The sequence below is a fragment of the Stenotrophomonas sp. I18B00994 genome, assembly GCF_014145825.1.
Classification (GTDB): domain Bacteria; phylum Pseudomonadota; class Gammaproteobacteria; order Xanthomonadales; family Xanthomonadaceae; genus Stenotrophomonas; species Stenotrophomonas maltophilia.
In genome coordinates, this window is sequence record NZ_JACIUW010000003.1 from 54939 (window position 1) to 80111 (window position 25173).

The following is a 25173-nucleotide window of genomic DNA, read 5'->3' on the forward strand; positions in this document are numbered from 1 at the left end:
CAAGGATGCTGGGGATGCCGACACCTGAACACACCCGCCTGCTGACTGCAGCCGCAAGATCCATACTGCGCCCCTTGGGCTGCGTGCAAAAGGGCCGTTCGCGCACTTGGCTTGACGACCAGGGCTGGTGGGTCGGGGTGGTCGAGTTCCAGCCTTCGGCATGGGACAGGGGCAGCTACCTCAATGTCGGCGCCTGCTGGCTCTGGGAAGAAAAGGACTACCTGTCCTTCGACGTGGGCGGCCGCGTTGCCGGATTCGAACGCTTCACCGAAACCGCCGAGTTTGCCTCGGCCGCACAGGCACTGGCCGAGCAGGCCGCCGCCGAGGTACTGGCCCTGCGTGACCGTTTCCCCACCCCGGGGCATGTGCGTGCATTGATGAACCGCCACCCCAAACCGGGCATCCGCGAACACATCCATGCGGGCATCACTGCCGGGCTGGCGGGCGCTTACGACGAGGGTCGCAGGCACTTGGCACTGGCCGCTACGGAGACCCACCCAGCGCCATGGGTCGATGTGCTGAAGCAACGCTGTGCCGAACTCATGCCGCTGCTGCAACGTGATGGCGGCTTCGAGGCAGAGATCGCCGCCACCGTGACGCGCACCCGCCGCGCGCTCGGTCTGCCGGAGTGGCGGTCGTCCTCCCTCATTCCGCCGGGTTGATCACACTGGGAGGGTACTTCGTCGAACACGGGTGTTCGCTCCGCCCGATCCCGGTTGTGGAGTCGAGCTTGCTCGACTCTACAACAGAGGCGGCAAGCATCCCGTCGCTCAGACTGCGCAGCGGTCCCCCCCCCCCTTACAACGCGTCCGCGTCCAACTCACCGGTACGAATACGCACCACACTGCCCAGGTCGTACACAAACACCTTGCCGTCACCAATCTTGCCGGTACCGGCGGCCTTCACGATGGCCTCAACCACGGCCTCCACCTGGTCATCGGTCACCGCCACTTCCAGCTTCACCTTCGGCAGGAAGTCGACCACATACTCCGCGCCGCGGTACAGCTCGGTGTGGCCCTTCTGGCGACCAAAGCCCTTCACTTCCGTCACCGTGATCCCAGTGACCCCACGCTCGGCCAGCGCTTCGCGCACGTCGTCGAGCTTGAACGGCTTGATCACCGCCATGACCATCTTCATCGTCTATCTCCTGTCTTCCGGCGTGGAGGATAGCGCCTGAACGCGGCCCGTGCGAAGCCGCTGCGGCCTGTCCGGGCAGTGGGTGCCAGCAGTATCCTTGTGCCCGAATGGCCTGCCCGCGCCGGATGCACGGGCCCACCCCCACGGAGCACCCCATGATCGACCTGAATCAAATCGATGACCTCGCCCGTCGCCTCAGCGACCTGGTGCCGCCGGGCCTGCGCGAATCGCGCGAGGAACTGCAGGCCACCTTCAAGAGCGCGCTGCAGGCCGGCCTGGCCAAGCTGGACCTGGTCACCCGCGAGGAGTTCGAAGTGCAGCGCGCCGTGCTACTGAAGACCCGCCAGAAGCTGGATGCGCTGGAAACCGCCGTGCGCGAGCTGGAAGGGCGCGGCGCCGCAGAATGAAAAAAGGAGGCGCACCGCGCCTCCCGTTTACAGATTATTTCCCGGATGGGGCCTTGCAGCAAGGCCCACCGGGCGCCCTAGACTCGCCGGCCTGTCGATCCGGCAGGACACGCGGGGGCAGCAGCGATGGCGCAGGACACCGATTGGACACCCGTTTCGCATGGCACCTGCGACCAGGTCGCCGGGCCGTTCTATCACGGCACACGCGCTGATCTGGCGGTGGGCGAGCTGCTGAGCGCGGGCTTCCGCTCCAACTATCGCGACAGTGTGGTGATGAACCACATCTACTTCACCACGATTGCCAAGGGCGCCGGGCTGGCTGCGGAGATGGCCAAGGGTGAGGGGCGGCCGCGCGTGTATGTAGTGGAGCCGACCGGGCCGTTTGAAGACGATCCGAATGTGACCAACAAGAAGTTTCCCGGGAACCCGACGCGGTCGTATCGGAGTGCGCAGCCGTTGCGGGTTCTTGGGGAGATTACGGAGTGGGAGCTGTATGACGCGGAGTTCGTCCAGCAGTTGAAGGCGTTTGTTGCTTCGGGGAGTGGGGAGATCATCAATTGATGACCTACTGGCGTTGGGCGTTGCGCACTTCTTCATCGGCTTCATAGATGTCCAGCCCGAGCTCAATGCCGCGCTCTCCCAAAGCGAGCAGCACGCGGGGCGAAAGCGAGACACCGTCATTGCTGCTGCACATGAAAAGACCGCAGAACAGGTCAGGCCGGAACCGTGCCAATGACTGCCATACGGCGAGATCGCCGGTGAGCTGATCGAGGATCTCGAAGATCTGCGCTTCCAGATCTTCAGGCTCACGACGCTCCGCATCAAGTTGCCAGCTTCCAGTCCTGGCGATACGCACGGTGCCTGATGGGTTGCCTCTGAATTCCTGGCCCTTGTGATGCGATGCGGTTGGAGCCGCTCCGAGCAAAGCACTGATCTGGTCTGGCAAGAGGTCGTCCCAGAAGAATCTGAGCGTTACCAAGGAATGATCGAATGCTGCCATTGGAATCCAGTTTTCCTTGTCGGAATGCATTCCCGCGCGTAGGCACCGATGATGTCAGATTTCGGCCAGAAGCGGACGGCAACACTTGAGCTGAGTCGGCTGTCGAAGCCACTTTTAGTTATCTGTCAGACCCCAACAGGACGGTTAGACCAGACACTGTATGCCAGGACTTGGCATAGACAGGTTGTTCCGAACTGCAGTAGCAAGCCGATGAAATAGAAGAACGGGTCATCGCTTGGATTGATTATGCCCCCCATGAAAAAGTTGCTCCAATGCTGCGTTTTCAGCGCCCACAACGGGGGCAGCTAAAGGCTGTCTATTTGATGGATGGGCCATCATTGTTTCGCACGGCTGTCATCATGTGGGCTTGAAGGGGGGCAGCGCTTCTTCTTCGCGGGGCTACCTTTCTTTGGTAGGTCGTCGGTAGTGTTGTCAGGAATGTCGAATACGAGAACAGTCATGATTAGTTCTCGATTGGCGTCTGAAGGGTGGTGCATAACAAACCGGAAGCCTGATTCTTTTTTCCAAGAGATAGTGCGCTTGTAGTGGGGATGCACTTCCGTCGCCTTCTTTATCTCCTCAAGAACCTTGGATGTGTCGCGGTTGCGGCTGAAGACAAGGATTGCAGTCTTTGTATCTCGCCAAGATTGATAGCTAAGCAGTTGGTCAATGGTCTCGCCGTAGGCCTTCGCCCCCTTCCAGAACTTGCATTCGCCAATGAAGGCATTCTTTCCTTCAATGCGGAGCAAAATATCTGTTTTGCCAGCGGCATTAAACGTCTCGCCCGTGGCTTGCCCTTCGAACTGGCCGTTGAGCTGCACGAGGTAGTGATCGCGAAGGACCTCCTCGCCCATTGTTGCGAATGTCGATGGGCTGCGCTCCATCATCTGAGTCATGTTATGGACCACTGTTAGCACGTGTTCGTAGTGCTCCATGCTCATGGTGGGTTCTGGTTCGAAGGGTGCTGTGGAGGCCTTGGGAAGTGTTGGGGCTACTTTCTTGCGAATAGCAGGCGCAGCATATGTCTTGGGAGCTTCCCCACGTACTTTTAAAGGAATCCCGATCGCTGCAACGCGACCTTGATTGGCAAGAAGTCGGTCTCTTCGTTTTCTTATCGCGGTTTCTGCAACGCCGGCGATCGAGTTGTTGTAGCCCCTTAGATCGCTTCTAATCCATTCGAGGTGCTTCTCGATCTCTTGGAGTTAGTGCTCCAGCTGCGGCTTTATATCCTGATCCATATCGTGGGGAATCTGATAGGAAAGGATCAGCGTTTGGTTCGACACTCGGCCTTGCGGGGGTGCGCTGGAGAATGTGCTGGCCCGGGCTTTGAATAAATTCGCCTCCCCAGTGAACGGAATCTCGATATCTATCTGCTGGCCTGGAATGTAGAAGGGGCGGCTTGTGTCACTTATCCAGCGATGTCCATGGTGGCGCGCATCAACTTTCGTTTCGCGCTGATCTGCGGTCATGTCATCACGAAGCAAAATGGGTGGCTCAACTGTGTACTTTTCGACGAAGTAGTCGATCAGGTCCTGCTCTGACGTGTTCAGTAGGCGGTTCTGCTCCAGCGAATCGACTTCCGCCTGCAAGGCACTTCGCTGGTGCTCCATAGTTGCGCGCAGGTCAATATCGGAGAAAAGGTATCCCCTTTGGTCATACAGTCCCATTGATATCCCTCTCATTTGGAGCGGCTGTGGCTCCTAATGTACGAGTATTTGTCTCAACCTGTGAGACCGCTCAGCGCGAGGCTGTAAGCCCATCATCCCGAAGCCGGACCATGCCCCGCTATCGAACCATTGCCTGCGACCACTGCGGCTACCTGCAGCTCAAGCGCGATACGCAGTGCGACGGCTGCGGCCGACTGACATGACGAGAGCGAAACCGCTGGATTGCCAAGGCGGCGCAGGTGGGCGTGGTCTTACTGGTGGGGGGCTTCATGTACGCCAAGCTCAAAGGACTGGCCCCACAATAGGGGGGCCACCAGGCCATTGCCACGGGCGGCGGGAACGGTCAGCGCATGCCACCCGGGCGCGCAGCCCACGCCCCTAAGGCCACCCCAGACCCAATGCCTTGCGCGGCCAGCAGCAGAGGCCCAGCGGCGGCTACTCACTTGATGCGACTCGATCTTAGGGCGACTGGTCCGGCTAACAAGCCGATGTATAACCGGGTCCAACAATGTGCCGAGTGTACGTTCCGTCGGATGTCCGCTCAGGGTCGAGAGCGGACGCTAGCATCATTGGTAGGGTTCTGCGGCGTCGGTTGCGTCCGCTTTCGGCCAGGAGCGGACAGCAATCGCAAGAGCAGGAGCGTTCCAGATCGCGGAACACCGGCGCGAGAGTATGAGCCCGTCAGGCCAGCTGAATCCGCGATTCTCAAGCTCGACTCTTACCGCGCCACTGCAAGATGATTACCGGCTAGCGACCTCGGTCTATGGGGCTGCTTCATGCCAGAACTAGGCATCTACCCCAGCGATTCGTCACTCCCGCCTTTCCGCCTGGATATGGATAGACGAAACACCGGAAACCAAGGAATGGCTGGACCAAGCATCCAGCTCTTCTGCAATTGAGCCACTCAAGAGCCATCCGCGGCCGGTGCACTGAGCCGAAGCCAGGGCAAGAACCACAAATTCAGGCCACGATTGCGCGGCATGATGGGAGCAGGCACTCACCATGAAGCCGCCCTTGTGATAGGGCTCGGCGTGGAGATTGCTGACTTCAAGACCTGCTTGCTCAAACATCCGCGCCGCGACCTTGAGAGTCGCCTGCTGCGATGTGCAATTAGTGAACAAGCGCCAGTACAACTCCATGAGTCCACAATCTTCCAAAAGGCCCTCTGGGCGCGGTTGCGCTACTTATAGCAGAAGGCGCGCACGACCTTTCCCCTCTTGCCACCCGAGGTGCCTGCATCAAGGAACAGATGGTTGAAGAGCGCCCACGGTTTGAACAGTGAGCCCCCTGGCATGAATCCCGAAAAGATCACCTGGAGCTGGGGCCTGAGAATCGAGAAGCCCTTGATCGATCCTCTATGTTCCGGTCGCGCGCCCCCATCAAAGCGCCGGCTGCCCCTTCAACGCGCTTGAGCGCTTGAACCCCTGCGCAGCAGATACAGCGCCACCAGGAATGGCCACAGCGAGTTGATCGATGAAAACACGCGCTGGGTCAGCCCCCTGAACCCCTCCGGGTCCGCCCCCACCACGTTCAACCAGAGATAGACGATGCCCCCGATGCTCACCACAGCGGTCACGGCATACGCCCTTCGGTTGGCAGACCACGCGCTCAACTCGATGTGCGACATCGCCGGTGCAATGATGTTTGCGATACCGATGGTGTAGAAGCCATGCATCGGATGGCCCATGGGCCAGAGGCCGTTGGTCAGCATGGAGATGCCAAAGATCATCCAGCAGATCGCGCCCACGGCAATGCGGCGGCCGGACTCCCGCCATACCCCGATGGAGAACGCCACGAAGCCCACACCGGAGCCGATGGCGGCGATCCTGGCGCAGATGCTTGCAAGCGTTGGCGCCTGCAGCAGCTCGCTGGCGTGTTGTGCAAGCGGGTTGTAGCCCGGCGCAAACACGGCGGCAACGCTGATCCAGAACAGGAACCACGGAAGCGGGAGCAGACCCGCAGACAGAAGAAGTCGATTGCGGCGTAACACGTACAGTGATCCTTGTAGCGGCCTGCGCCATTGGGTGGAGTCCGTTCGAACGCCGCAGAACCTTCCTGCTGCGGGCAGGACAGTTCCTGGTGACTACAGCAGTAGTCAGACTCTGCGTGACGCCCCACGGGGTCAATAGGCAGAAAGTCACTCACGCATGGAGGCGAAATACGCGGCATCCATCAGCGACCGTCGGACCAATGCTGTCGCATTTGCCGCGCCCTACATCTCTGACGGAAGGTTCTGACGACTCCGTTCCAGAAGTCCCGCTGCGCCAAGCACGCCAAGGCTCTCGCCGCATCCGGGGCTATGCGACAATGCCAAAAGCGTCTCGGGTTTTGGCGGCATTGACCCCTACCCGTTGGCATTCCGAACAACAGCAGGTAATCGTTACTGCGCCACCGTGCATCGGTGGTCGGGACTCGAAAACCCGGATTGCTAGACGTAAGTTTGCGCTTGCCAGCCGGCACCACCGCGCGTGGTGCCGGCTGGCAATCCGTCTGCCGGCTATGGCGGGCGGGGCGTGGGGGCCTCGTGCCCGCCGGCTTTGTCTAGCAACCGGTTTTCGAGCCACGCTCTGCCCGCCACCTTTATCGGTGGCGGCTTCTGCCTGCTTGCACGGAGCCCGCCATGACCACGCCGCACTCCCCTCCCCCGCGCCCGATCCAGGAAGCGCCCTCGGCCGCCCCGGCCCTGGATCCCAACAGCCTCATCGCCATCCTGCACGCCATCGGCGCGGGCGCTGCGGCCGACGGCCAACCCTGGCCCGAGCAGCATCACCTGCGCAGCCGGCAGATGGCGTTGTCCGACGCCGACTGCGCACTCACTGGCCAGCGCATCGTGCAGGAGATCCTGCTGGCGGCCGAACGCACGCGCCAGAACGGTGAGCCTGAGCAGTACGTGGGCGACCGGGTGATGGAGGGGCTGGTGATGGCCGATCTGGCGCTTACTGCGTTCATCCACGAACGGGTACGGCCCAAGGACTGAGCGCGCTTGTGGCGCGTACGTTTCTGCCTGTGTCTGGGGTGACAAATGAAGAACCACGGCCTTGCCGCTGCGGCGGTGTGCGCCTCGATCATGGCGGCGGTGTAGATGGGGTGGCCCGAGCCTGCGGGCGATCAGGTGTGGGCCTACCAGAAGCTGCGGCCGGCCGATTACCGCCTGCTGCACAGTGATGCGCTCGGCTTTGTGACCGCGAAGGCCCACGAGGGCTTTGAACTGCACGCGCGCCATGCCGGGGCGACGTCCTTCGAGATCCGGTGCAAGGGCGTGCTGGTGATGGACGTGGAAAACGCACCCTCGCGCGTGCTGATCCGCATGCCTGCCGATGCACGGTGGCGGGCACCGGACATCGAGCGTCTGCGCATCAGCTTCGAGCGGTGGCTGGATCTGTACCAGAGCCAGGGGCGGTTGCTGGTGGAAAGTGCGGGGCCTTCGTGGGTTGAGGCACGGCTTGGGCGCCTTGACAGGTCGGTGCCTGATGACCAGCGCTGCGTGTTCAGGGACCCAGGCCACCCTCGGCTGGAATCTCCCTCGTCATTCCGCCTATCCAGCAGACCATTGCAGGCAGTGAAAGGAATGGCAGCATCATCCTCGGCATTGCTCCGAAATTCCAAAAGAGCCGCGTGAACCACGTGCCCTCGGCACCGTTTCGGCGCAACTTGTGGCTGCGCAGAAGCCCCGCTAGCATCGGCTCAACGGTTTTTCCCGTTCTGCCCACGCATCCATGATGGAAGCCCCCGTGACCGAATCGACCGCCACTGAAGTTTCAGCCGAAGCCGCATCTCACAAGGGCGAATTCTTCCTGATCGACGCAGGCTTGCTGAGCAACGGCGGGGTACCCGGTATAGAGATCGCCAACGAAGACAAGCTGATCGATCCGGGGATGAATGTCATCTCGCGTCCTGATGGAACGCCAGGCCAGTATCCGGAGCGCCCCCACCTGGTTCATGTGCCCGAGAAGGGCGCAATGCCACGCGATCTGGAAGAGCTCGCTGGCATCTGGATTGTGTCGGAACCGTTGAAGCAGCTGTTTGAGCAGATGGACCCCCAGGCGTTTGCCTTTGTGGCCTGCGACTTCAGCCTTGCCGACGGCAGCCCCGGGCCCCAGTACTACCTGGGCAATGTGCTGCGCAGGCTCGACGCCCTGGATGAAGCCTCGTCCCGCGTGAGAATCAAGCTCGACCACAATTATCAGACCGGCGAGGACGAGAAGCTTTACAGCCTCGTCGGCGGCGCCAGCCTGGTGTTCAAACAGGACGTTGTGGGTGATGCCCATATCTTCCGCCAGGATCGCATGGGCGCACCGCCCATCTGCGACCGCGCGATGTTTGATGCATTGAATGCCGCCAACTTCTCCGGCGTACGGCTGCGCGATGTAGCCGATCTCTAGGACGAGCTCCTTCAAACGGATTCTTGAATGAGGTGGTGCGCATGGCCGACACACCGGTTTTCCAGGGACACCATCTGATCGAACAGAATGCGTTCGAACAAAGCCAGCTGCTGAAGTCGCTTGCCAGGAGTGGTCATTTCACGCTCCACGGTTCCGACAACATCCTCAACCTGCCCGCGAACCCCGCGCTGGCAACCCGGTTGGGTATATCGCCGCACTCGGGCGGCCCGTTGAGTGCGTACTCGGATCAACTGAAGTTCGTTCTCGACGACCTCGCAGAAACCTACGACGGCCGAGCGCTGTTGGCGAAGGATTCTGCGCCGGATGTGCGCGCTGCCGCCGCCGAGCGTATGGGTGCCCGCATCCAGAACCTGGAGTTCACGCTTCGCGCCGGCATCCTCAACGGCGACCTGGTCACCAACACGCCGGAGAACATGACCCCGGCCGAAGCCAACGCCAGGATCCGCACCTTCTTCGCCGATCTGGACGGCTACCAGCGCACCCACGCCGCGCAGATTGCGGAACTGAAGACCCTCAACCCGACCGAGTTGCGCTGGCGCGGCGTCATCCACTCCGAAGCCAACGTGACGGCGGCGCTGGATGCCATCGACCAATCCGGCAACTCCACCCTGAGCGAGCGCTGGGGGGGCCGCACATCGTTGGGCACCGCAATCCAGGAGGCCAACCAGGGCGGCCGCCTGCCGCTGAGCGAGCACACCGCGGCCCGCGTGCGTACGGCGTTCAACCCGGAGATGCCACTGACCATCGTGCGCCCTGGCCCGACAACCACGGCTCCGGAACTGGCCGGCTCTGCTGGGCGCGCTGGCGCTGCGGAAGGCGCCGCCGAAGCTGCCGCCGCGCGCGGACAGATCACCGGCGCGCGCGTACTCGGGGCCGCGGGTGTTGCCGCACTGGCCGTGGACTTCGCCATCACCGGCCACCGCGTGGCCGAGTTGCACAGCGAGGGCAACAACGCCGGCGCAAAATCCGCGGCCACCCACTTCGTGGGGCGCACTGCAGGCGGCTTCGGTGGCGGCTTCCTGCTGGGCGCGGGGTACGGATTGTTCACCGGATCGTGGACCGGGCCAGGTGCGCTGGCTACCGGGCTGCTGGGCGGCGTGGCCGGTGGCTTCGGCGGTGAGTACTGGGCGCAGTACCAGGACAAGAAAGCCGTTTACACCCAGGTGGACCGCAGCGGCAACGAATGGAACCGCGATCCGGAAGATGCCAAGGGCACCTGGAGCCGCAGCGTGCGCACGCCGCAACCCGACGGAAGCTACCGCGAGACCACCATGGTCGCCGGTGGCCGGCTGCTGGATGAGCTGAACTACAAGGCCGCCAACGACTCATATTCACTGGGCATGGCCAACCTGCCCAAGCCGCAGAACCCCTTCAAGCTTGATGCAGGCGGCGAGAGCACGCCGCCGCGCGAGCCGTTTGAAACCAACCGCCACTACGTGCGCAATCCGCACAACGGCGAATGGAACCTCTCCATCCACTCGATGATTGATGGACGCGTCCCTTTTGACTACAGCGTGCCTGTCAGCCCGGAAAAGTCGGGCCAACTGGAACGGGAATCGCAGCGCATCATTGCCCAGAACGCCTTGAACACGCCGGAGGCGCTTGCCGCCCGTTACCAGGTGGCGTTCAACCAGTACAACTGGCACGAGTTCGCCACCATTGAGCCGGTACCGGAGGTGATCACCAACGCGCTGACCCAGACGCAGCCCCTGCGCGCTTCCAACGGCGAGAAGTACACGCAGGACCCCAACGGGCAGTGGCAAACGCCGGGTTGGCTGTATGGCACCAACCCGGCCGAGGGCAGCATCGTCGAGGAGCTCAATCGTACGCGCCAGAGCCAGCAGGCCGGCGTACAGGAGCTGACGTCCATGGCCGACATCGCCCGGGCCAACCCCACGCCAACCGAATACGGCCTGCGCAGTCAGGTGGTGGACGCCTACCGTAGTGCCGGCATTGTGCGCAGTGCCGAAGAGATTGATGACGCCGTAGCCGCCGTTGCCCAGGATCACGCACGCGCCGTGCCCGACCTCGGTACGTTCATGCTGCAGGTACAGAAGGATGGCTCGCTGGCCACACTGGCCGGGAAAGATGACGAGCGCATGCAGATCGTCTGCGTCACCACGCCACAGGAGATTGCCCAGGCACACGTGCAGCGCTCGACCGCGGAGCAGCAGCCCGCGGATGCCTTGCCGCGCGCGCCAACTTCACCTGAGCCCGCACCGAATGCATCGCCGCCACACACTTCCAGGCCTGCCACGCAGCACGACGCTGACGTAGACCGGCGCCACGGCACGGCCCTGCGCCCAGATGGCAGCGGGCTGTTGGAACAGCTGCGCTCGTCGGTAGCCATGCTGGATGAGAAGAACAACAAGCCGTGGGACCAGAACAGCGACCGCCTGCTGGCCAGCGCGTACCGGCTTGCAGCAGAAGCCGGGTTCAAGCCCAGCGACAAAGTTGACATGGCACTGAACGAAGCCACCGAAGCCCATGCTGCGGGCTCCACGCTGTTCGTGACGCGCTCAGGACCGGGCGCGTCATCGGACCCCGCCGCCAACCGGGTGCAGATGCCAACACAGGAGGCCCTGGCGGTCGCACCGGAGCAGCAGTATGCAGCGGCCAACCGGAGCCTCGGCGCTCAGGATCGGGAGCAGTCGCAGCAGCTGGCACAAGCGCAGGAACGGCAGCAGGAAGAGAGCCGGCAGGGGCCGCGGTTGGGTTGATGGCAACGTGACGCTTGGGTTCTTCATGAGAACGCCAGGGTTCCTGCCTGGACGGAATCAGGCGAATGCTCCCTCCGAACATCTCAAGCCTTCCGGGCGTTAGCCCGCACTCCCGAGCGTGCCCATTGCTGGGAGTGTCACGGCACTACCGCTCTGATCTGCGAGGTCATACACCACCAATGCCTCGTCTCCAGTTCCGGCGCGGCACTTCAGCGCCCCCCTGTTGTCCCAGGCGGCGGACCCTCCCGTCATCTCGAATCCATCGGCATGGCCCACGCCGTTGCATACCAACACGTTCATCCCAAGCTCCCGCGCGACTGTTGCGTAGTGGCGGTGAGCCCGCTCCATACCGATCATGTTCTTTGCAACACTGGCAACGTATACCGTCGCTCCCGCGTCCTTGGCCCGCAATGCACTTTCCATCTGTAGCGACTCGAAGCAGATGGCGGGGACAAGAATTTCCTCTCCAAGGGTTACTGACAGGGACGTGGTTCCTGCCTTGAAATAAGGCAGTTCGTCGGCATGCAGCATCTGCTTGGTGTAGACAGCCGGTGCCTGACCGCTGCGGAAGACGAACATGCCGATCTCCGGCCCGTCGTTGCCGCGATACGGCCCGCCGACTGCGACCAGAATCTGGTGCCGATCGCTCAGAGACTGGAATACCTCCAGATGCGCGTCATCTGGGGTCATTGCCAGCTGTTCGGCCAACCGTGGCTCATAGCCGGTCAGCGACATCTCCGGAAAGAAGACCGCCGCACCGCCACACGAGACGGCCCGTTCAATGAAGTGCACGTGCCGTTCGATATTGCCATCGATGTCGCCAGGGGCTGATCGCATCTGTGCTGCAACAATCTTCATTCCATCCTCTCTACTCAGACGCAGGCCGAAGCAAGAACCGCCTCGTACGCTGATTATGCAACCGCCGGTTGAGTGCATCCATCGGGGATCGAGGGGCGATCTTGACGCTTCAGCGAGGCGACTCCTGATGCGCAGCGATGGCTATTCAGGGCGAAGGATCGCCCTTGACCGGAATCCCCCTAGCCGTTTCACCCGCAATGCCCGATGGCGCCGTGCCGAATGCCTGCCGCACCATCAAACATCCATCCGCAGGAAACCACACATGAGCCTGGCGCTGGTTGACAGCCGTGCCCGCGCCGGGGTCGATGCCCCACTGGTGCGGGTGGAAGTGCATCTCTCTGGCGGCCTGCCTGTCACGCAGATCGTGTTGCCGCCCGTGGAGCACGTGGACACACCACTCCTGCCACGGCCCTACTTGGCCGGGTCGCATGCGCAAGCGCCTGCTCCGCATGCCCTGCAGGCTTGCCTGGCAACGCCTGCTACTGCCACACGCGAGCGGTTCAAAGTACAGCGTGCCGTGCTGCTGAAAACCCGCAAGAAGCTGAAGCGCCGAATATGGCCATGCGCAAATTCGAAGGGCGCAGAGTAGGCAAAGATTGCTCCTTCATCCTGCCTGCGGAAGCCGACGCACGACCTTCCGTCAGAACGGAGATCGCGCGCCAGGAGTCCCTCATCAGCTACGGGTCATGAGTGGGCAGCCAAGCTCCGTCGCGTCGCCAGAAAGAAATCCACGTGCCCAGAATTTCATCTTTGCGGGGTCCAAGGCCACCGTCCCGTCTTCCGCCAGCGCCCCCACCACGTTCCCTGCGCTTGCTAACGCGACGGTACACTTCCCTATGCGACCATCGGCTCTGATCAGCATATGGTTGGGCTTGGCCGCATAGCAGACATGACTGACCCGCAGTCCCGACACGCTCATGGCCTGGAGTTCCGCATTTGAATCCGAGAGCCCCGAGATTGATACTTGGCTTTCGAACTCCGTCTCGACCCCGTTCTCGACTCTGAACCCTTCGCTCTCAAAGTCGGCTTGAAGTTCCCTCGAAATCCTCACCGCCTCGGCATGGCTGATCAACTTCAACGATTGCCCTTGCCCGCCCAGGTTCGAGATGTCGCGCAGATAGATCGTGAATCTCTCATCACCGCCGAAATCGCTGCAAAGCCGACTCGACAGGTCCCGAAGACTCTCTTCATTTCCCGGCATGATGTGTACACGCAACATCACCGTGAAAATCAGCGCAGACTCCCTCATTGCGAGCAGGTTCTCATAGATTCGTTGAAACGTTCCTGCTCCCGATGCGTATCGGCGAGTCACGTCGTGGGCAGATGCGTCTCCATCAAGCGAAATCTGGAAGAAGTTCACACCCAGGCCTACAAGCTCATTGAAGAGTTCAGGTGTCAGCTCATACCCATTCGTCGTCATGCTGCAATCGAGCAGATCCAGAGCCCCCGACAAGTAATGGGCATGAAATGCCCTTGAAAGCTCCAGAACCACCATCTTTGCAAGAAGTGGCTCACCCCCGAACCACTCGACACGGAGTTCCTTCAATCCGTGCTCCTCCACCCGCCGCTGAACAAGTGCCTTGATCCCCTTGATCGTTGGGGCCCTCATGCGACCGATCTCGAAATCCTCATAACAGTACACACATCGGAAGTTGCATTTCTCGGTTGGCATGATCGTAAGCTCCAACCGCTTGTTCAATCGTTCCTGAAACGTCTCCATTCATTCCTCCTCCGTTGATCAACCCAGCCTTATCACACGTACATCCTCAGGCAAGGCACGAACCCGGTGCGTGACAATGACACGGGTCATTTTCAGCGCCAGGAGCGTGACCAGAATCTGCTGCTCCGCGTCATAATCAAGCTGACTCAGCGTTTCATCCAGAACAAGAATTTTGGGGGCGCGATAGAGCGCGCGTGCGAGCAGAAGCCGCTTCTGCTGGCCACCGGACAATAGGCGCCCCTCATCCCCCACCTGCGTACCGAGCGACATTGGCTGCTCCGACACAAAGGCGTCCAGACCTGCGGCGCGCAGGCAGCTCCAGGCTTCATCCACATCCGCAACTTCACCCAGCGTTACATTATCCAGGACGGTTCCGGAAAGCAGCGCGTCCTGCTGAAGCACTGTTCCGATATGGCTACGCAGATTGGCAATCTGGCCACGCTCCACACCGCGACCATCGATCTCCATTACGCCCTCGGTTGGCGGGATCAATCCGGTAAGAATTCTTAACAGCGTTGATTTACCTACGCCCGACGGACCAACAATTGCCACCATCTCTCCGGCCTCAATACTCACATTCAAGCCTCTGATCACCCAAGGGTCATCACTCGAGTAGCGGAAGCCGACGTCCCGACACCTAATCGAAAGCGAATCCCGATGACTTCCCGCCACCTCCCATGGCGTGCGCTCCTCCTCAGCCTCGGAAAGAACTTCCGAAATTCTCTGCAAGTGCGCTCGGGCCATCCGTATGTCCATGACCTTGGGTACGATTGAACTCGCACGCTGGCCCAGCATCTCCACATAGATCGCCACCGCTACCAGAGCACCGATCGACATCGAACCTTCTTGCACAGCAAGAGCGCCCATGTAGACGACTGCAATCCTCGTCAAGCCGAGAATAAGATCACTCGCGCAGCTGGAGGCAATGGATATCCGTTGAAGCGTGGTACTCGCATTGATCAATCCAACATTGCTTTCACGGAATCGCATCTCCCTCACGCGCTCCGCACCGTTGGCCTTGACTGTCTGAGCGGCGCGCACGGTCTCTATTACTTCTCGATCCTGCGAAGAAAGCCGGCTTGCAAGAACATTGCAGGCAACGCCCGCATCGTCCGACATGAATACGCGCGCCAGGACGCAGGCAATCACTCCCGTTACGGCCAGCGCCGCAAGCAGCGAGCTATGAAACCAACACGCCACCAGAAGAATGAGCAGCGCAATTGAGTCAACCGTGCACTCAACGATCTTGGAGGACGCGATCTCTTGCACCTCGTGCACGGAACTCAGTCGGGATATAACATCAGCGGGATGCCTACGCAGGAAGTACGCTGGAGGAAGACTCAGGATCTTCCCGAAGACTTTCGTCGAAAGCGCACCGATGATGTTAGCTCCGAGCTTCACGGTCAGCATGGAACGGGACGCCACTGCCAAGACCCTGGCAGCGGCGATGGCGACGAAGATCACCAATAGGCGCTCTGGATTGAAGGCCGCATCAGCAATCTGCAGGCCATCGATGATGGTCTGGAGATAGAGGGGCGATACAACCAAGAGGATCTCTGCCGCAATGGCCAGCAGCACTATTGGAAGATACCTGTGCTTCTGCTGATGCACTTCTGACGCCAATGTCTGCCAAGGACCGGTCTCGACAGCGAACTCCTCGCACTGTCTTCTTCCGCCGGTGAACATGAGCAGCGCCCCCGAGAATCGCCTCTCCAGTTCGGCAAAAGACACTGCAATCTCACCAGCTGCAGGGTCGAGCAACCTGAAGCGATCCGGGCTCACTCTTTGCATGACGACGAAGTGCCCACCATCGACCAGCAGGATGCACTCCGACTCGATGCATCGAAGCGCTGTTGCCCGTCCCGCAAACACGCGGTGCTGCAGACCGAGCTCGCACGCAATCTGCGAGATTCGCCCTACTGTCGTACCACGGAGGGAAACCATGTATCGGCGCCTCAGCCACCGAAGGTTTATCCGCTTGTCATATCTGGATGCGACCATTGCCAGACAGGCCAGGCCACACTCAGTCGACTCCGACTGGAGAACCACGCCGACCCTTCTTCGTTTCCATCGCTTCCAGAAAGTCAACATTCTCTGTCCCTACCGATGCTGATCTCAGCGCAACCGGAAGGCCAACGCCGGTTCCACTTTGGCCGCGCTGAACGCCGGGATGATTGCGGCCACCGAGCAGCCAAAGAACGTCACGCCCGCACCTGCCACCATGGCCAGCCCATTTACCGGAACAAGTTCCACTTGGCGCCCCAGGAGTACATTCATAAGTATCGCCAGCCCCATCCCGGCCAGCACGCCGATACTCGATATCAGTGCACTCTCGGTTGCGAAGAGGACAACTACATCACGCCGCGACGCACCAAGCGCGCGACGGATCGCCGTGGACCAGCGCCTGCGGGAGACCCAGAAATGAGTCAAACCAAATACACCCAGCGCCGACGATACTGTCACGATTGTCGCGACGAGCAGGAGCATCTGTGATCTCGCCACATCCTTACTGAAATTTCTCACTCTCAGTTCGGCCACTGTGCGAACTGGCTCCTGCACAAACCCCGGCATCGAAAGAGAGAGCGCGGTGAGTAGCCCTTGCTTCCCTCGATGATCAAAGGAGGAACTTCGCCGGGCAACATACAGGCCGCCGATGCTCTCACTTTCAATTTTCACTTCCGCAATCACGGCATCGCTGTCGCTTGGGGAGCGCGTGGATGCACTTCTGAAGTCGGCGACAACTCCTACGATTCTCAGAGCTATCGGGTAGCTACCCCATACCTCGGCATGAATGATCCGCCCGAGGGGATTGCCTGCGGGAAATAGACGTTTGGATAGGCTGCTGGTTACCACAGCCGGAACGTGCAGCGATCCGCCGGCCTGCAGTGCGTCTTCCACCGCAGGCGCTCGGAGCGTTCTGAGACCAACACCTTGAAGAACTGAGACACCCAATGTGTCGGAAAGACTCTCACTTCCAAAGTAGATATAGGGTCTGGCCGCCGATAGCTCCCTGGAGGGCTCCAGGTAGACGTCCCCCCGCTCCACTGCAAATGGCGCTGGACCGATCGCCGCCATGGTTATCCCTGGCACTGCGCGCATCGCGCGCAAACCGGCAGCCGAGCTGGCCGCAGCCTCCTCCAGACCGATGATTCCGATATTCTGGACAACAGCGATATGGCTCTCGCTGAGACCTGAATGCGCCCTGCTTCGCTGTGACGCATCCAGAACTACAGTGAACAGATTGCACAGTACCGCCATGGCGATGGCAACCTGGACGATCAGCAATGCGGCTATGGCGGCGTGCTTTGGTAGCGATCTGATTGTCATTGATGCCGAACTGATGAACATCATCGCGCCTCTCCAGTGAGAAGGGATGCTGGCAGGCGACTGGTCCTCCAAACAGGCACTGCGGCCGACAACATCGCAGAGAACAACGCAATGACCGGACAAAGCAGAAGAAGCCATACGGGAAGTGAGAGATGCGCCGTATGCTCTGGCGCAAGCTCTTTGACAACATGGAATCCAACCAGTACCAAGGGAACGGACAGGGCGCCGCCCAAGGTTCCCAGCATGGTCGATTGCAGTGCGAACTGCATGGCCACGTCCCGCCGCGTTGCTCCCAATGATCTTCGAATGCCAGTTTCCCTGGCGTTGTCAACGAACCCAGCAAGGAACAACCCGGAAGCATTCACCAGGCAGATGATCAGTATGCCTATCGCAAACCATAGTTGCGTATGGACATCCTCCGGAACGACGTCATTGATCTCCAGCCACTCCAACAACGACGTCACATTGGGATAGGCGTGAGTCGACCTGCCGCCTTCAATCTGTTCTTCCGCATAGTTCTTCAGCGCGACCCGGAATGCATCAAGCGTGGAGGCACTTTCCAATCGGACCCAGAACTGAAGCCATGCGCAGGAGGGGTGGTTCGGGTCGTCAAGAACACCTTGCCAACAGGTCATCCCTCCCATTCCATAGTCAGTCGGAAGCGAAATCCACGATGACAGCGGAATGTACAGTTGCTCGTTATCCGTATATGCGCCCCCACGAAGGTCATGGAATCGCGGTGCAGGATTCCAGTCCTCGACTACCCCTATGATCACGAATGACCTTGTGGCGAGTTCCAGTTCCTTGCCGAGCGCCGATTCCGTTCCGAAGAGCTCCCTGGAAAGGGAGCGGGAAATAACGGCCACCCGACTGCCGGCGTCATCATCCTCCCTTCGCCAGAAGTTCCCCGAGATCAGGTTAAGATCGAATACTGACTGCGCGCCATAGGTGAATCCCCTTACTGGTAGCATGCCCGCTCGACGCTCTGAACCGTAGGGTCTGTAGGGCAACCAGGATGATGAGGTCGCTGCGCTCGGCACTCCAGTACGATCCGAGAGCGCTTTCACGTCGTGTAGCGCCATTGTGGGAAGCCGTCTATTGTCAGACTCCCGGGATGAGCCATCCCTAAGATCAAGCTCTACGTGATAAAGCGTTCGGCTGACGGCTGGTGCAGGATCAGCACTCAGTCCAATCCTGACCATCAGCATTGTCGCAAACGCGCTGATGCCGATTGCCAGCGAAGCGACAATCAACAGACTGAGAAGCCATGACCTTCCGATTCCCAACAACGCGAGCTGAAGCGCGTAGCGCATCAATGCATCTCCCCGATTACATGCAGCACGTGCGCCGCCGGATCGGCGGCGCACTCCCATCAGCGATCAGGATGCTTTACACGCGCAACCGGAAACGCAGTTTCCGCTGTTGACTTTGCAGACTGCTCCGGACGCTTGGACGCCGCCGGCTCCGAGCAATTCAATGGCACGTGGATCACGCACTTCGCAAAGGCCGTTCTCGTCGTAGACGAATGGATAGCAATCTTTGCCACGCTCTTTCAGCTCGTTCATGTCATCTCCATGGTGCTGTCATTGTCCACATCGGATTCTCTGGTCCGAGGGGATCTGCCGGAGCTCGGCAAATTCGATGTTTCCGTTCGCGGGTGATCTGGCTTCGTTTCTTTCACTGTCTACGGCAGGCATCCAATAGGTTTCCTCTATCTGAGAGGAACGTGGCAATGCTTCCTTGGCCAATCCTTTGAAATGGTTGGGATTAAGTTCGACGGCGGCGCGTGTGACTTGGTGTCGTGGCCGTCGGAGGCAGAAGAAAAGTGTGTCCGAACACGTCATATCGCGGACGTGATCACTCAATACGGCCCTGCCGCGTTTGAAATGAATGCCGTAGCTCTTCGCCAATCACCGTTTCTCCAGCGCTGGTAGCTATCACGGATCCTGTCGCGTCGCATACCAGCAGTTCTAAGAGGAAGCGGAACTGGGGGGAACACTCATGGCCAGTCGAACGGGGCCGGAGTTGGTCGGAATGTTCTTAGCCACCTCAACACCAAATCCCGATAGTCCGCTGCAGGTCGCGTAACGCACCATCGAGCGCCCTTCTGCAGGAATCCACACATGAGCCTGGCGCTGGTCCATAGCCGTGCCCGCGCCGGGGTCGATGCCCCGCTGGTGCGGGTGGAAGTGCATCTCTCTGGCGGCCTGCCTGTCACCCAGATCGTTGGCCTGGCCGAAACCAGCGTGCGCGAATCCCGCGAGCGTGTGCGAGCCGCCCTGCTCTGCGCTCGCTTCGACTTTCCACAGCGGCGCATCACCCTGAATCTGGCGCCCGCCGATCTGCCAAAGGAAGGCGGGCGCTACGACCTGGCCATTGCGCTGGGCATTCTTGCGGCCAGCGGCCAGGTCGATCCGCAGTCGCTGCTTCAATACGAGTTTCTGGGCGAGCTGGGGCTGACCGGCGAGCTGCGGCCGGTGGCCGGTGCACTACCGGCCGCGATTGCCGCCGCTGAAGCCGGGCGCATCCTGGTGGTGCCGCCCGGCAATGCGGCGGAGGCCGCACTGGCCGAGCACGCCGATGTGCGTGTGGCGCGCACGCTGCTGGAGTGCTGCGCCGGGCTGGGCAATCCGCGCCTGTTGCCGCCCGTGGAGCGCGTGGACACGACACCGTTGCCACTGCCCGATCTGGCCGACGTGCGCGGGCAGGCGCACGCACGACGCGCGTTGGAAGTGGCCGCAGCGGGTGGGCACCATCTGTTGTTGATCGGCAGTCCTGGCTGCGGCAAGACACTGCTGGCCTCGCGCCTGCCCAGCCTGTTGCCGGATACCGAAGAGACTGAGGCGCTGCAGCTGGCCGCGATTGCATCGGTGAGTGGCGAAGGACTGGACCCACGACGGTGGCGGCAGCGGCCCTTTCGGGCACCGCATCACAGTGCCAGTGCGGCGGCGCTGGTGGGTGGGGGCAACCCGCCCTGCCCCGGTGAGATATCACTGGCCCACCATGGAGTCCTCTTCCTTGACGAGCTTCCAGAGTGGAACCGCAGCGCACTGGAAACCCTGCGCGAGCCACTCGAGTCCGGCCACATCCGCATCGCCCGCGCGGCACGCAGCGTGCAGTACCCCGCGCGGTTCCAACTGGTGGCCGCGATGAATCCCTGCCCGTGCGGCTGGGCCGGTGACCGCAGCAACCGCTGCCTGTGCAGCGACGAACGGATCAATCGCTACCGCGCGCGGGTGTCCGGTCCGTTGCTGGACCGCATCGATCTGCATATCGGCGTGACGCGGATGGACGCGGTGGAGCTGCGGGAGAGCACGCCGCTGGGTGAGCCCAGTGCTGCGGTGCGTGCACGGGTGGAGGCCGCCCATGCCCGGCAGCAGGCGCGTGGCGCGCTCAATGCGCATCTGCCGCCAGCGGCGCTGCGTGCGTGCACCAAGCTGAGCGAGGCCGATCAGGATCTGCTGGAGCAGGCGATTGAACGCCTCCAACTTTCCGCGCGAGCCATGCACCGGATTCTGCGGGTCGCGCGCACGATTGCGGATCTGGCGGGTTGCGAGGTGATCCAAACGGCCCATCTGGCTGAGGCCATTGGCTACCGGCAGCTGGACCGGGGAAAGCCCTAGAAGCACCGTCCCGAGTGGTCGTTGGTAGAGTCGACTGTTAGTCGACTCGCGCGCGAAGCGCGGCATCTTGGTGGGCCGACGCGAAGAGCAGTCGACTAACAGTCGACTCTACCAGGAGCGGGTCATGGCGACGGATGGTGCGATGGTGCCGGAGCGGGTCATGGCCGCCTGGCGGCGCTAATGCCGCCCCCGCCATCACGCCGCGGAATCCACCCGCCCCCGCTTCGCCAGCAGCGCCACCCGACGGCTGACCAGCGCGTGCAGCTCCGCCAGCTCCGACGCCCGGTCAGCCGTCATGTTCCCGCCAAACAGCACCCGCGACAACGCCGCCTCGTCGCTGTCGTCCGGGTGCTGCCACCGGTCCCGGTACACCTTCTGGCACACCAGCCAGGCCAGCCGCAGCCCCCCACCGGGCAACGGACGGACCACGCGCTCGTAGACGTGCCAGAACTGGTACTCGGCCTGCAGGTCGATCACAGGCGCCACGGACAGCGCCTGCCGGGGCCGTTCTGGGCCCCGGATGCCGAACAACGGGGTTCGCGGGTTGTACTGAGCCATGCCGACAGCATGACCCAGCAACATTGTGGGAACCTTGCGTCGTTGCCGGAAAATCGCTGCCGGCCGCGCAAAGCTGGGTCTGGGGTCAGAGCCCTTTGCTGCGCAAAGGGATCTGACCCCGATCACGGGATGGCTGCGGGGTCGGATCCCTTTGCGCAGCAAAGGGCTCTGACCCCGGCCTTCGTTGCCTCAGAACGTCATCAAGGTACTGAACATCAGTTGCCGTGGCGCGCTGCGCTGCAGGGTCTGGTAATCCCCCGAGAACGACGAGCCGGCGATGGTGGCGGTGCCGATGTTGTGGCGGTTGAACAGGTTGCTCACGTCCAGCCGCAGCTCCAGGCCGGGCACCGCGCTGTCCGCACCGAAGCGGTAGGCGGCATAGGTGTTGACCTGCCAGAAGGTCGGCACGCGGATGTCGTTCTCGTAGGTGAAGGGCTGGCGCAGGTACGAGGTGCTGGTGGCACCAAAGCGCCAGTCACCAAAGTGCGCGGACAGGTCGCTGACCAGCGAGATCTGCGGGTAGCCCGGCTGGGCGTTGCCCTTGATCGGGTAGACCGTGTCGCCCACCACGAAATCGCTGTCGTAGTACGAACGGGCCACGGCCACGCCCTGGTAGAACTGCAGGTGGTCGCTCAGGTCGGCGGTGATGCCGAGGTCGGCACCGATCACGTGCATCTTCGGCATCAACCGCACGGTATTGATCTGTGCGAACTGGGTGCCGATGGCAGCCGACAGCAGTCGGTTGCGGATGTCGTTGTAGAACACATCGCCGGTGATCGTCAGCCGATCGAAGCGATGCGACGCGCCCACGGTGAGGTTCCAGTTCTTCTCCGGGCGCAGCGTGCCCGCCACGCGGTCGAACTCTTCCTGGTCGGTGATGGTCCATGCCGAGGCGGTGTAGCCGATGTTGCCGCGCTGGGCAACGCGATAGCCGTTCATGGTGTTGGCCAGGTCGATGAAGGCATCGGTGGATTCAGTCGGGCTCCAGAACAGCGAGACATGCGGCAGGAAGTTGCTTTTCGCGCGCAGCGTGCCGTTCACCGGCCGGTCCTTGGCATCACCGAGGCCACCGCCGCTGGTGCGGAAGTCCACAGCCTTGAAACCAACGCCCAGCTTCAGCGTGTCGTTCAGCACGATGTCGTCCTGCAGGTAGAACTGGCGCGAGCGGGTCACCCAGCTCGACGCGTTGTCGGTCTTGAACGCCGGACCATACACATCGAACGGACCGGTGGCCTTCAGCGGCGGGCCCTCGCCCAGCAGCGGCTGCTGGTACCACTCGGTCTTGGCTGCGGCCTTGCTTTTCTCCTGCCAGAAGCCGGCGGTGAAGGTGTGTGCGCCCGCCTCGAACTGCAGGTTGAGCATGCCGCCCAGCCGGTTGAGGCGCGGCGTCTGCACCTGTTCGGAGAATGGCGCGCCGTTGGGCGACGGTACGGTCGGGTCGGTCAGCGTGGCCTGCGTATGGCTGTTGGCGTTGTACAGCTGCACGTTGCCGTTCAGCGCCGGACTGATCTGGAAACGATGGTTGATCGAGGACACGCGGTCGCGGGTGGTCTGGCCGGTGTCGTAGGGAATCAGTTCGGACAACTCACCGCAGGTGTAGGCGCCGCAGGACTTGTCCGCATTCTCCGGCGAGGCCACGTACCAGGCCCACGCATAGTCTGGATAGAAGATGTCGGCCTTCCAGCCCAGCTTGCGGATCATGTCGAAGGAGATGTTGTTGTAGCCCCAGACCTTTGCCTTGCTGTCAGAGAGAAACACAGTGAAATCGCCCCAGGCCACATCCTGCTGCAACTTCAGATCGCCGCGCAGAAAGTGTTGGGTGCCGCCACCCTGGTACTTGTCGGCGGACACGCGCTGCAGGTCGACCAGCACTTTCGGGCCATGCTCGCCGAGCTGGCCGCTCTGCCCGGATACGGTGGTGACCAGCGTGTTGTTGCTGCCCACGCCCTGCTTCACGCGCAGGCTGGGCGTGTCCTGCAGCTCGCGCAGGCGGTATTCCAGGCTGCCGCCGTTGACGCTGCTGGAGAACACGCTGACCGGTGCGCCACCGGGGCTGACCGTGATCGCGCCGATGCCATCGGGCACGCCCACGTTCACCACGCTGGTGCCGGTGAGCGAGAGGAAGCCGTTGTCGTTCAGCGGCACGCCTTCGAAGGTGATGCCCATTTCATTCATGCGGAAGCCGCGCACGAACAGGCTGGTGGCCGAGATATCCAGGCCCAGCCCGTCGGTGGCGGTGTAGCTGGCACCGGGCACCTGCTTGAGCATGGCCAGGCCGTTGTTGCCGGTGACCATCGCATCAAGGTCTTCGGCCTTGATGATGTAACGGTTGGGGCCGACCACCTGGGTCGGTGCCACGGCAGCGCCGCGCGGTGTGGCGATCACCTGCAGGGCGTTGAGCGTGGTGGGCGTGTCGTGCGCGGCATCGTGCGTTTCTGCAGCGTACGCAGGTGCGGTGATGGCAGCGATGATGGCCAGGGCGAGGCGCGTCGTGGGTGGGGTGTTCATGGCAGTAGATCCAGGGTGCAGGGAGAGAGCGGCGCAGGCGCACGCCCAGCGCGTTGCAGCACCGGTGTCGGCGCCCTGGCTGGCGGTGCGATTGCGTTGAGGGAGCGACGGCGCGGTGCGTGCCGGTCAGTGGCAGAGGAAGACGATCATCTGCCGTGGGATTCGGTGGGGTGATTTCGACGTGCTGAATTCTTGCATCGCACTGCCGCATTCGCCATTGCGCGGTGGTACAGCGCCGATGGCGGAAGGGATGGGTGGGCTATACGTGGGTATAGCCCCTGGGTCGGCGCTTGCCGTTTGTGTGTGCCAACCAAGGTTGGCACCTACCGGGGCAGCTGAGGTTGGCAGCTACCAGAGCAGAGGGACGCGCGGCTACTGCAGGACGAAACGCTCGATCGCGTGCGCCACGCCGTCATCAGCATTGCTGCTGGTCTCAAACCGCGCCACCGCCTTCACCGCGTCGATGGCATTGCCCATCGCCACGCTGGTGCCGGCGTACTGCAGCATGGTCAGGTCGTTCTCCTGGTCACCGATGGCCATCACGTTGGCACGGTCGATGCCCAGGTGCTCGGCCAGCTTCTGCAGGCTCGGGCCCTTGCCGGCGCGGTGGTCGAACACTTCCAGGAAGAACGGCGCGCTCTTCAGTACCGCGAAGCGCTCGGTCAGGTCGGTGGGCAGGCGCGCGATGGCGGCATCCAGCACGTCGGGTTCGTCGATCATCATCAGCTTGATGAAGGACATGGACGGGTCCATGTCGACCACGCGGCGATACGACAGCGGCATCCGCGAAAGATGCGAGTCGGCCACGGTGTAGTAGCTGATGTCCTGGTTGGGCGTGTACATGCGCTGGCTGTCCAGCGCCTGGAAGTGCACGCCCAGGTCGCGGGCCACCTGCTCGCAGAACAGGAAGTCGTCGAAGCTGAGCGGATAATCGACCACGGTTTCGCGCGTGCCGATGCGCTGCACCAGGCCGCCATTGCAGGCGATGCAGTAGTCGTCGTTGCCGGTGATGCCGAGCTCGTGCAGGTACGGCGCCAGGCCCGGAACCGGGCGGCCACTGGTCAGCACGATGTGCACGCCCAGTGCGCGCGCCTGCGCGATCGCCCGCTTGGCCCGGGCGGTGAGCGTGTGGGTGGGGTCCAGCAGGGTGCCATCCATGTCGATAGCGACCAGTTCGATGGTCGATTGCCTGCGGCCCATGTCCATTGCGTTCAACTCGTGCGGGGCACGCCAGTTTAACCCCTC

24 protein-coding genes are annotated in these 25173 nt (G+C 61.8%); 9 read left to right on the top strand and 15 right to left on the bottom strand.

Going from position 1 to position 25173, the window contains the following annotated elements:
- Nucleotides 1–14: 14 nt before the first annotated feature.
- Complete coding sequence (locus H4O10_RS03985; RefSeq protein WP_223846443.1) at nucleotides 15–662, top strand: hypothetical protein; 648 nt, start codon at nucleotides 15–17, stop codon at nucleotides 660–662.
- 136 nt (nucleotides 663–798) lie between these two features.
- Here H4O10_RS03985 and H4O10_RS03990 read toward each other — a convergent pair whose 3' ends face one another.
- Nucleotides 799–1137: a P-II family nitrogen regulator gene (locus tag H4O10_RS03990; protein WP_005411374.1), complete on the bottom strand. Its 339-nt coding sequence runs from the start codon at nucleotides 1135–1137 to the stop codon at nucleotides 799–801.
- Nucleotides 1138–1292: 155 nt separating this feature from the next.
- Between H4O10_RS03990 and H4O10_RS03995 the strand changes: the two genes are divergently transcribed.
- Nucleotides 1293–1544, top strand: a complete 252-nt coding sequence (locus H4O10_RS03995) for an accessory factor UbiK family protein (protein ID WP_005419983.1) — start codon at nucleotides 1293–1295, stop codon at nucleotides 1542–1544.
- Between the two features lie 126 nt (nucleotides 1545–1670).
- A complete protein-coding gene (arr, locus tag H4O10_RS04000) occupies nucleotides 1671–2105 on the top strand; it encodes an NAD(+)--rifampin ADP-ribosyltransferase (RefSeq protein WP_033834865.1) in 435 nt (144 codons plus the stop codon).
- Between the two features lie 4 nt (nucleotides 2106–2109).
- Here arr and H4O10_RS04005 read toward each other — a convergent pair whose 3' ends face one another.
- From H4O10_RS04005 to H4O10_RS04025, 5 genes are all read right to left on the bottom strand, one after another.
- The gene (locus H4O10_RS04005) at nucleotides 2110–2544 is read right to left on the bottom strand and encodes a DUF4279 domain-containing protein (RefSeq protein WP_049454263.1); all 435 of its coding nucleotides are present in this window, start codon (nucleotides 2542–2544) and stop codon (nucleotides 2110–2112) included.
- Nucleotides 2545–2879: 335 nt separating this feature from the next.
- On the bottom strand, nucleotides 2880–3485 hold the full coding sequence (locus H4O10_RS04010) for a hypothetical protein (protein ID WP_180845659.1): 606 nt from the start codon (nucleotides 3483–3485) through the stop codon (nucleotides 2880–2882).
- Between the two features lie 261 nt (nucleotides 3486–3746).
- Nucleotides 3747–4211: a hypothetical protein gene (locus H4O10_RS04015; protein ID WP_180845660.1), complete on the bottom strand. Its 465-nt coding sequence runs from the start codon at nucleotides 4209–4211 to the stop codon at nucleotides 3747–3749.
- An 809-nt stretch (nucleotides 4212–5020) separates the two neighbouring features.
- Nucleotides 5021–5350: a hypothetical protein gene (locus H4O10_RS04020; RefSeq protein ID WP_049454264.1), complete on the bottom strand. Its 330-nt coding sequence runs from the start codon at nucleotides 5348–5350 to the stop codon at nucleotides 5021–5023.
- A gap of 260 nt (nucleotides 5351–5610) precedes the next feature.
- Nucleotides 5611–6201 (bottom strand): DUF998 domain-containing protein, encoded by a 591-nt coding sequence (locus H4O10_RS04025; protein WP_049454266.1) that lies wholly within the window; start codon nucleotides 6199–6201, stop codon nucleotides 5611–5613.
- 630 nt (nucleotides 6202–6831) lie between these two features.
- Between H4O10_RS04025 and H4O10_RS04030 the strand changes: the two genes are divergently transcribed.
- From H4O10_RS04030 to H4O10_RS04045, 4 genes are all read left to right on the top strand, one after another.
- Entirely contained in the window at nucleotides 6832–7188 is a 357-nt protein-coding gene (locus tag H4O10_RS04030; protein ID WP_049454268.1) for a hypothetical protein, read from the top strand.
- 105 nt (nucleotides 7189–7293) lie between these two features.
- Complete coding sequence (locus H4O10_RS04035) at nucleotides 7294–7830, top strand: cold-shock protein (RefSeq protein ID WP_239591861.1); 537 nt, start codon at nucleotides 7294–7296, stop codon at nucleotides 7828–7830.
- A gap of 100 nt (nucleotides 7831–7930) precedes the next feature.
- Nucleotides 7931–8593, top strand: a complete 663-nt coding sequence (locus H4O10_RS04040; RefSeq protein WP_024957931.1) for a DUF1629 domain-containing protein — start codon at nucleotides 7931–7933, stop codon at nucleotides 8591–8593.
- A 41-nt stretch (nucleotides 8594–8634) separates the two neighbouring features.
- On the top strand, nucleotides 8635–11334 hold the full coding sequence (locus H4O10_RS04045; RefSeq protein WP_080353470.1) for an XVIPCD domain-containing protein: 2700 nt from the start codon (nucleotides 8635–8637) through the stop codon (nucleotides 11332–11334).
- 99 nt (nucleotides 11335–11433) lie between these two features.
- Here the strand turns inward: H4O10_RS04045 and H4O10_RS04050 are convergent, their stop codons facing one another.
- Entirely contained in the window at nucleotides 11434–12192 is a 759-nt protein-coding gene (locus H4O10_RS04050) for a carbon-nitrogen hydrolase family protein (protein WP_049454269.1), read from the bottom strand.
- A gap of 262 nt (nucleotides 12193–12454) precedes the next feature.
- Between H4O10_RS04050 and H4O10_RS22245 the strand changes: the two genes are divergently transcribed.
- A complete protein-coding gene (locus H4O10_RS22245) occupies nucleotides 12455–12781 on the top strand; it encodes a hypothetical protein (protein WP_242880803.1) in 327 nt (108 codons plus the stop codon).
- A gap of 84 nt (nucleotides 12782–12865) precedes the next feature.
- Here H4O10_RS22245 and H4O10_RS04060 read toward each other — a convergent pair whose 3' ends face one another.
- The 5 genes from H4O10_RS04060 to H4O10_RS04080 form a co-directional block, all read right to left on the bottom strand.
- Nucleotides 12866–13912 (bottom strand): radical SAM protein, encoded by a 1047-nt coding sequence (locus H4O10_RS04060; protein WP_049453844.1) that lies wholly within the window; start codon nucleotides 13910–13912, stop codon nucleotides 12866–12868.
- 18 nt (nucleotides 13913–13930) lie between these two features.
- The gene (locus H4O10_RS04065) at nucleotides 13931–16003 is read right to left on the bottom strand and encodes a peptidase domain-containing ABC transporter (protein WP_080353459.1); all 2073 of its coding nucleotides are present in this window, start codon (nucleotides 16001–16003) and stop codon (nucleotides 13931–13933) included.
- Between the two features lie 24 nt (nucleotides 16004–16027).
- On the bottom strand, nucleotides 16028–17263 hold the full coding sequence (locus H4O10_RS04070) for an FtsX-like permease family protein (RefSeq protein WP_049453847.1): 1236 nt from the start codon (nucleotides 17261–17263) through the stop codon (nucleotides 16028–16030).
- Entirely contained in the window at nucleotides 17260–18552 is a 1293-nt protein-coding gene (locus H4O10_RS04075) for an ABC transporter permease (RefSeq protein WP_161801842.1), read from the bottom strand. Before H4O10_RS04075 ends, H4O10_RS04070 begins: the two co-directional genes overlap by 4 nt.
- A gap of 66 nt (nucleotides 18553–18618) precedes the next feature.
- The gene (locus H4O10_RS04080) at nucleotides 18619–18804 is read right to left on the bottom strand and encodes a hypothetical protein (RefSeq protein ID WP_141097866.1); all 186 of its coding nucleotides are present in this window, start codon (nucleotides 18802–18804) and stop codon (nucleotides 18619–18621) included.
- A 558-nt stretch (nucleotides 18805–19362) separates the two neighbouring features.
- Between H4O10_RS04080 and H4O10_RS04085 the strand changes: the two genes are divergently transcribed.
- Nucleotides 19363–20862, top strand: coding sequence for a YifB family Mg chelatase-like AAA ATPase (locus H4O10_RS04085; protein WP_012481486.1), 1500 nt, complete (start codon nucleotides 19363–19365; stop codon nucleotides 20860–20862).
- A gap of 195 nt (nucleotides 20863–21057) precedes the next feature.
- Here the strand turns inward: H4O10_RS04085 and H4O10_RS04090 are convergent, their stop codons facing one another.
- The 3 genes from H4O10_RS04090 to yidA all read right to left on the bottom strand — a co-directional run bounded on the left by H4O10_RS04090 (nucleotide 21058) and on the right by yidA (nucleotide 25134).
- Entirely contained in the window at nucleotides 21058–21444 is a 387-nt protein-coding gene (locus tag H4O10_RS04090) for a hypothetical protein (RefSeq protein WP_033835660.1), read from the bottom strand.
- Nucleotides 21445–21609: 165 nt separating this feature from the next.
- Nucleotides 21610–23928 carry a TonB-dependent receptor gene (locus H4O10_RS04095; protein ID WP_033835661.1) on the bottom strand — a complete coding sequence of 773 codons (2319 nt, stop codon included), beginning with the start codon at nucleotides 23926–23928 and terminating at the stop codon, nucleotides 21610–21612.
- A gap of 372 nt (nucleotides 23929–24300) precedes the next feature.
- On the bottom strand, nucleotides 24301–25134 hold the full coding sequence (gene yidA / locus H4O10_RS04100) for a sugar-phosphatase (RefSeq protein WP_049454299.1): 834 nt from the start codon (nucleotides 25132–25134) through the stop codon (nucleotides 24301–24303).
- Nucleotides 25135–25173: the final 39 nt, after the last annotated feature.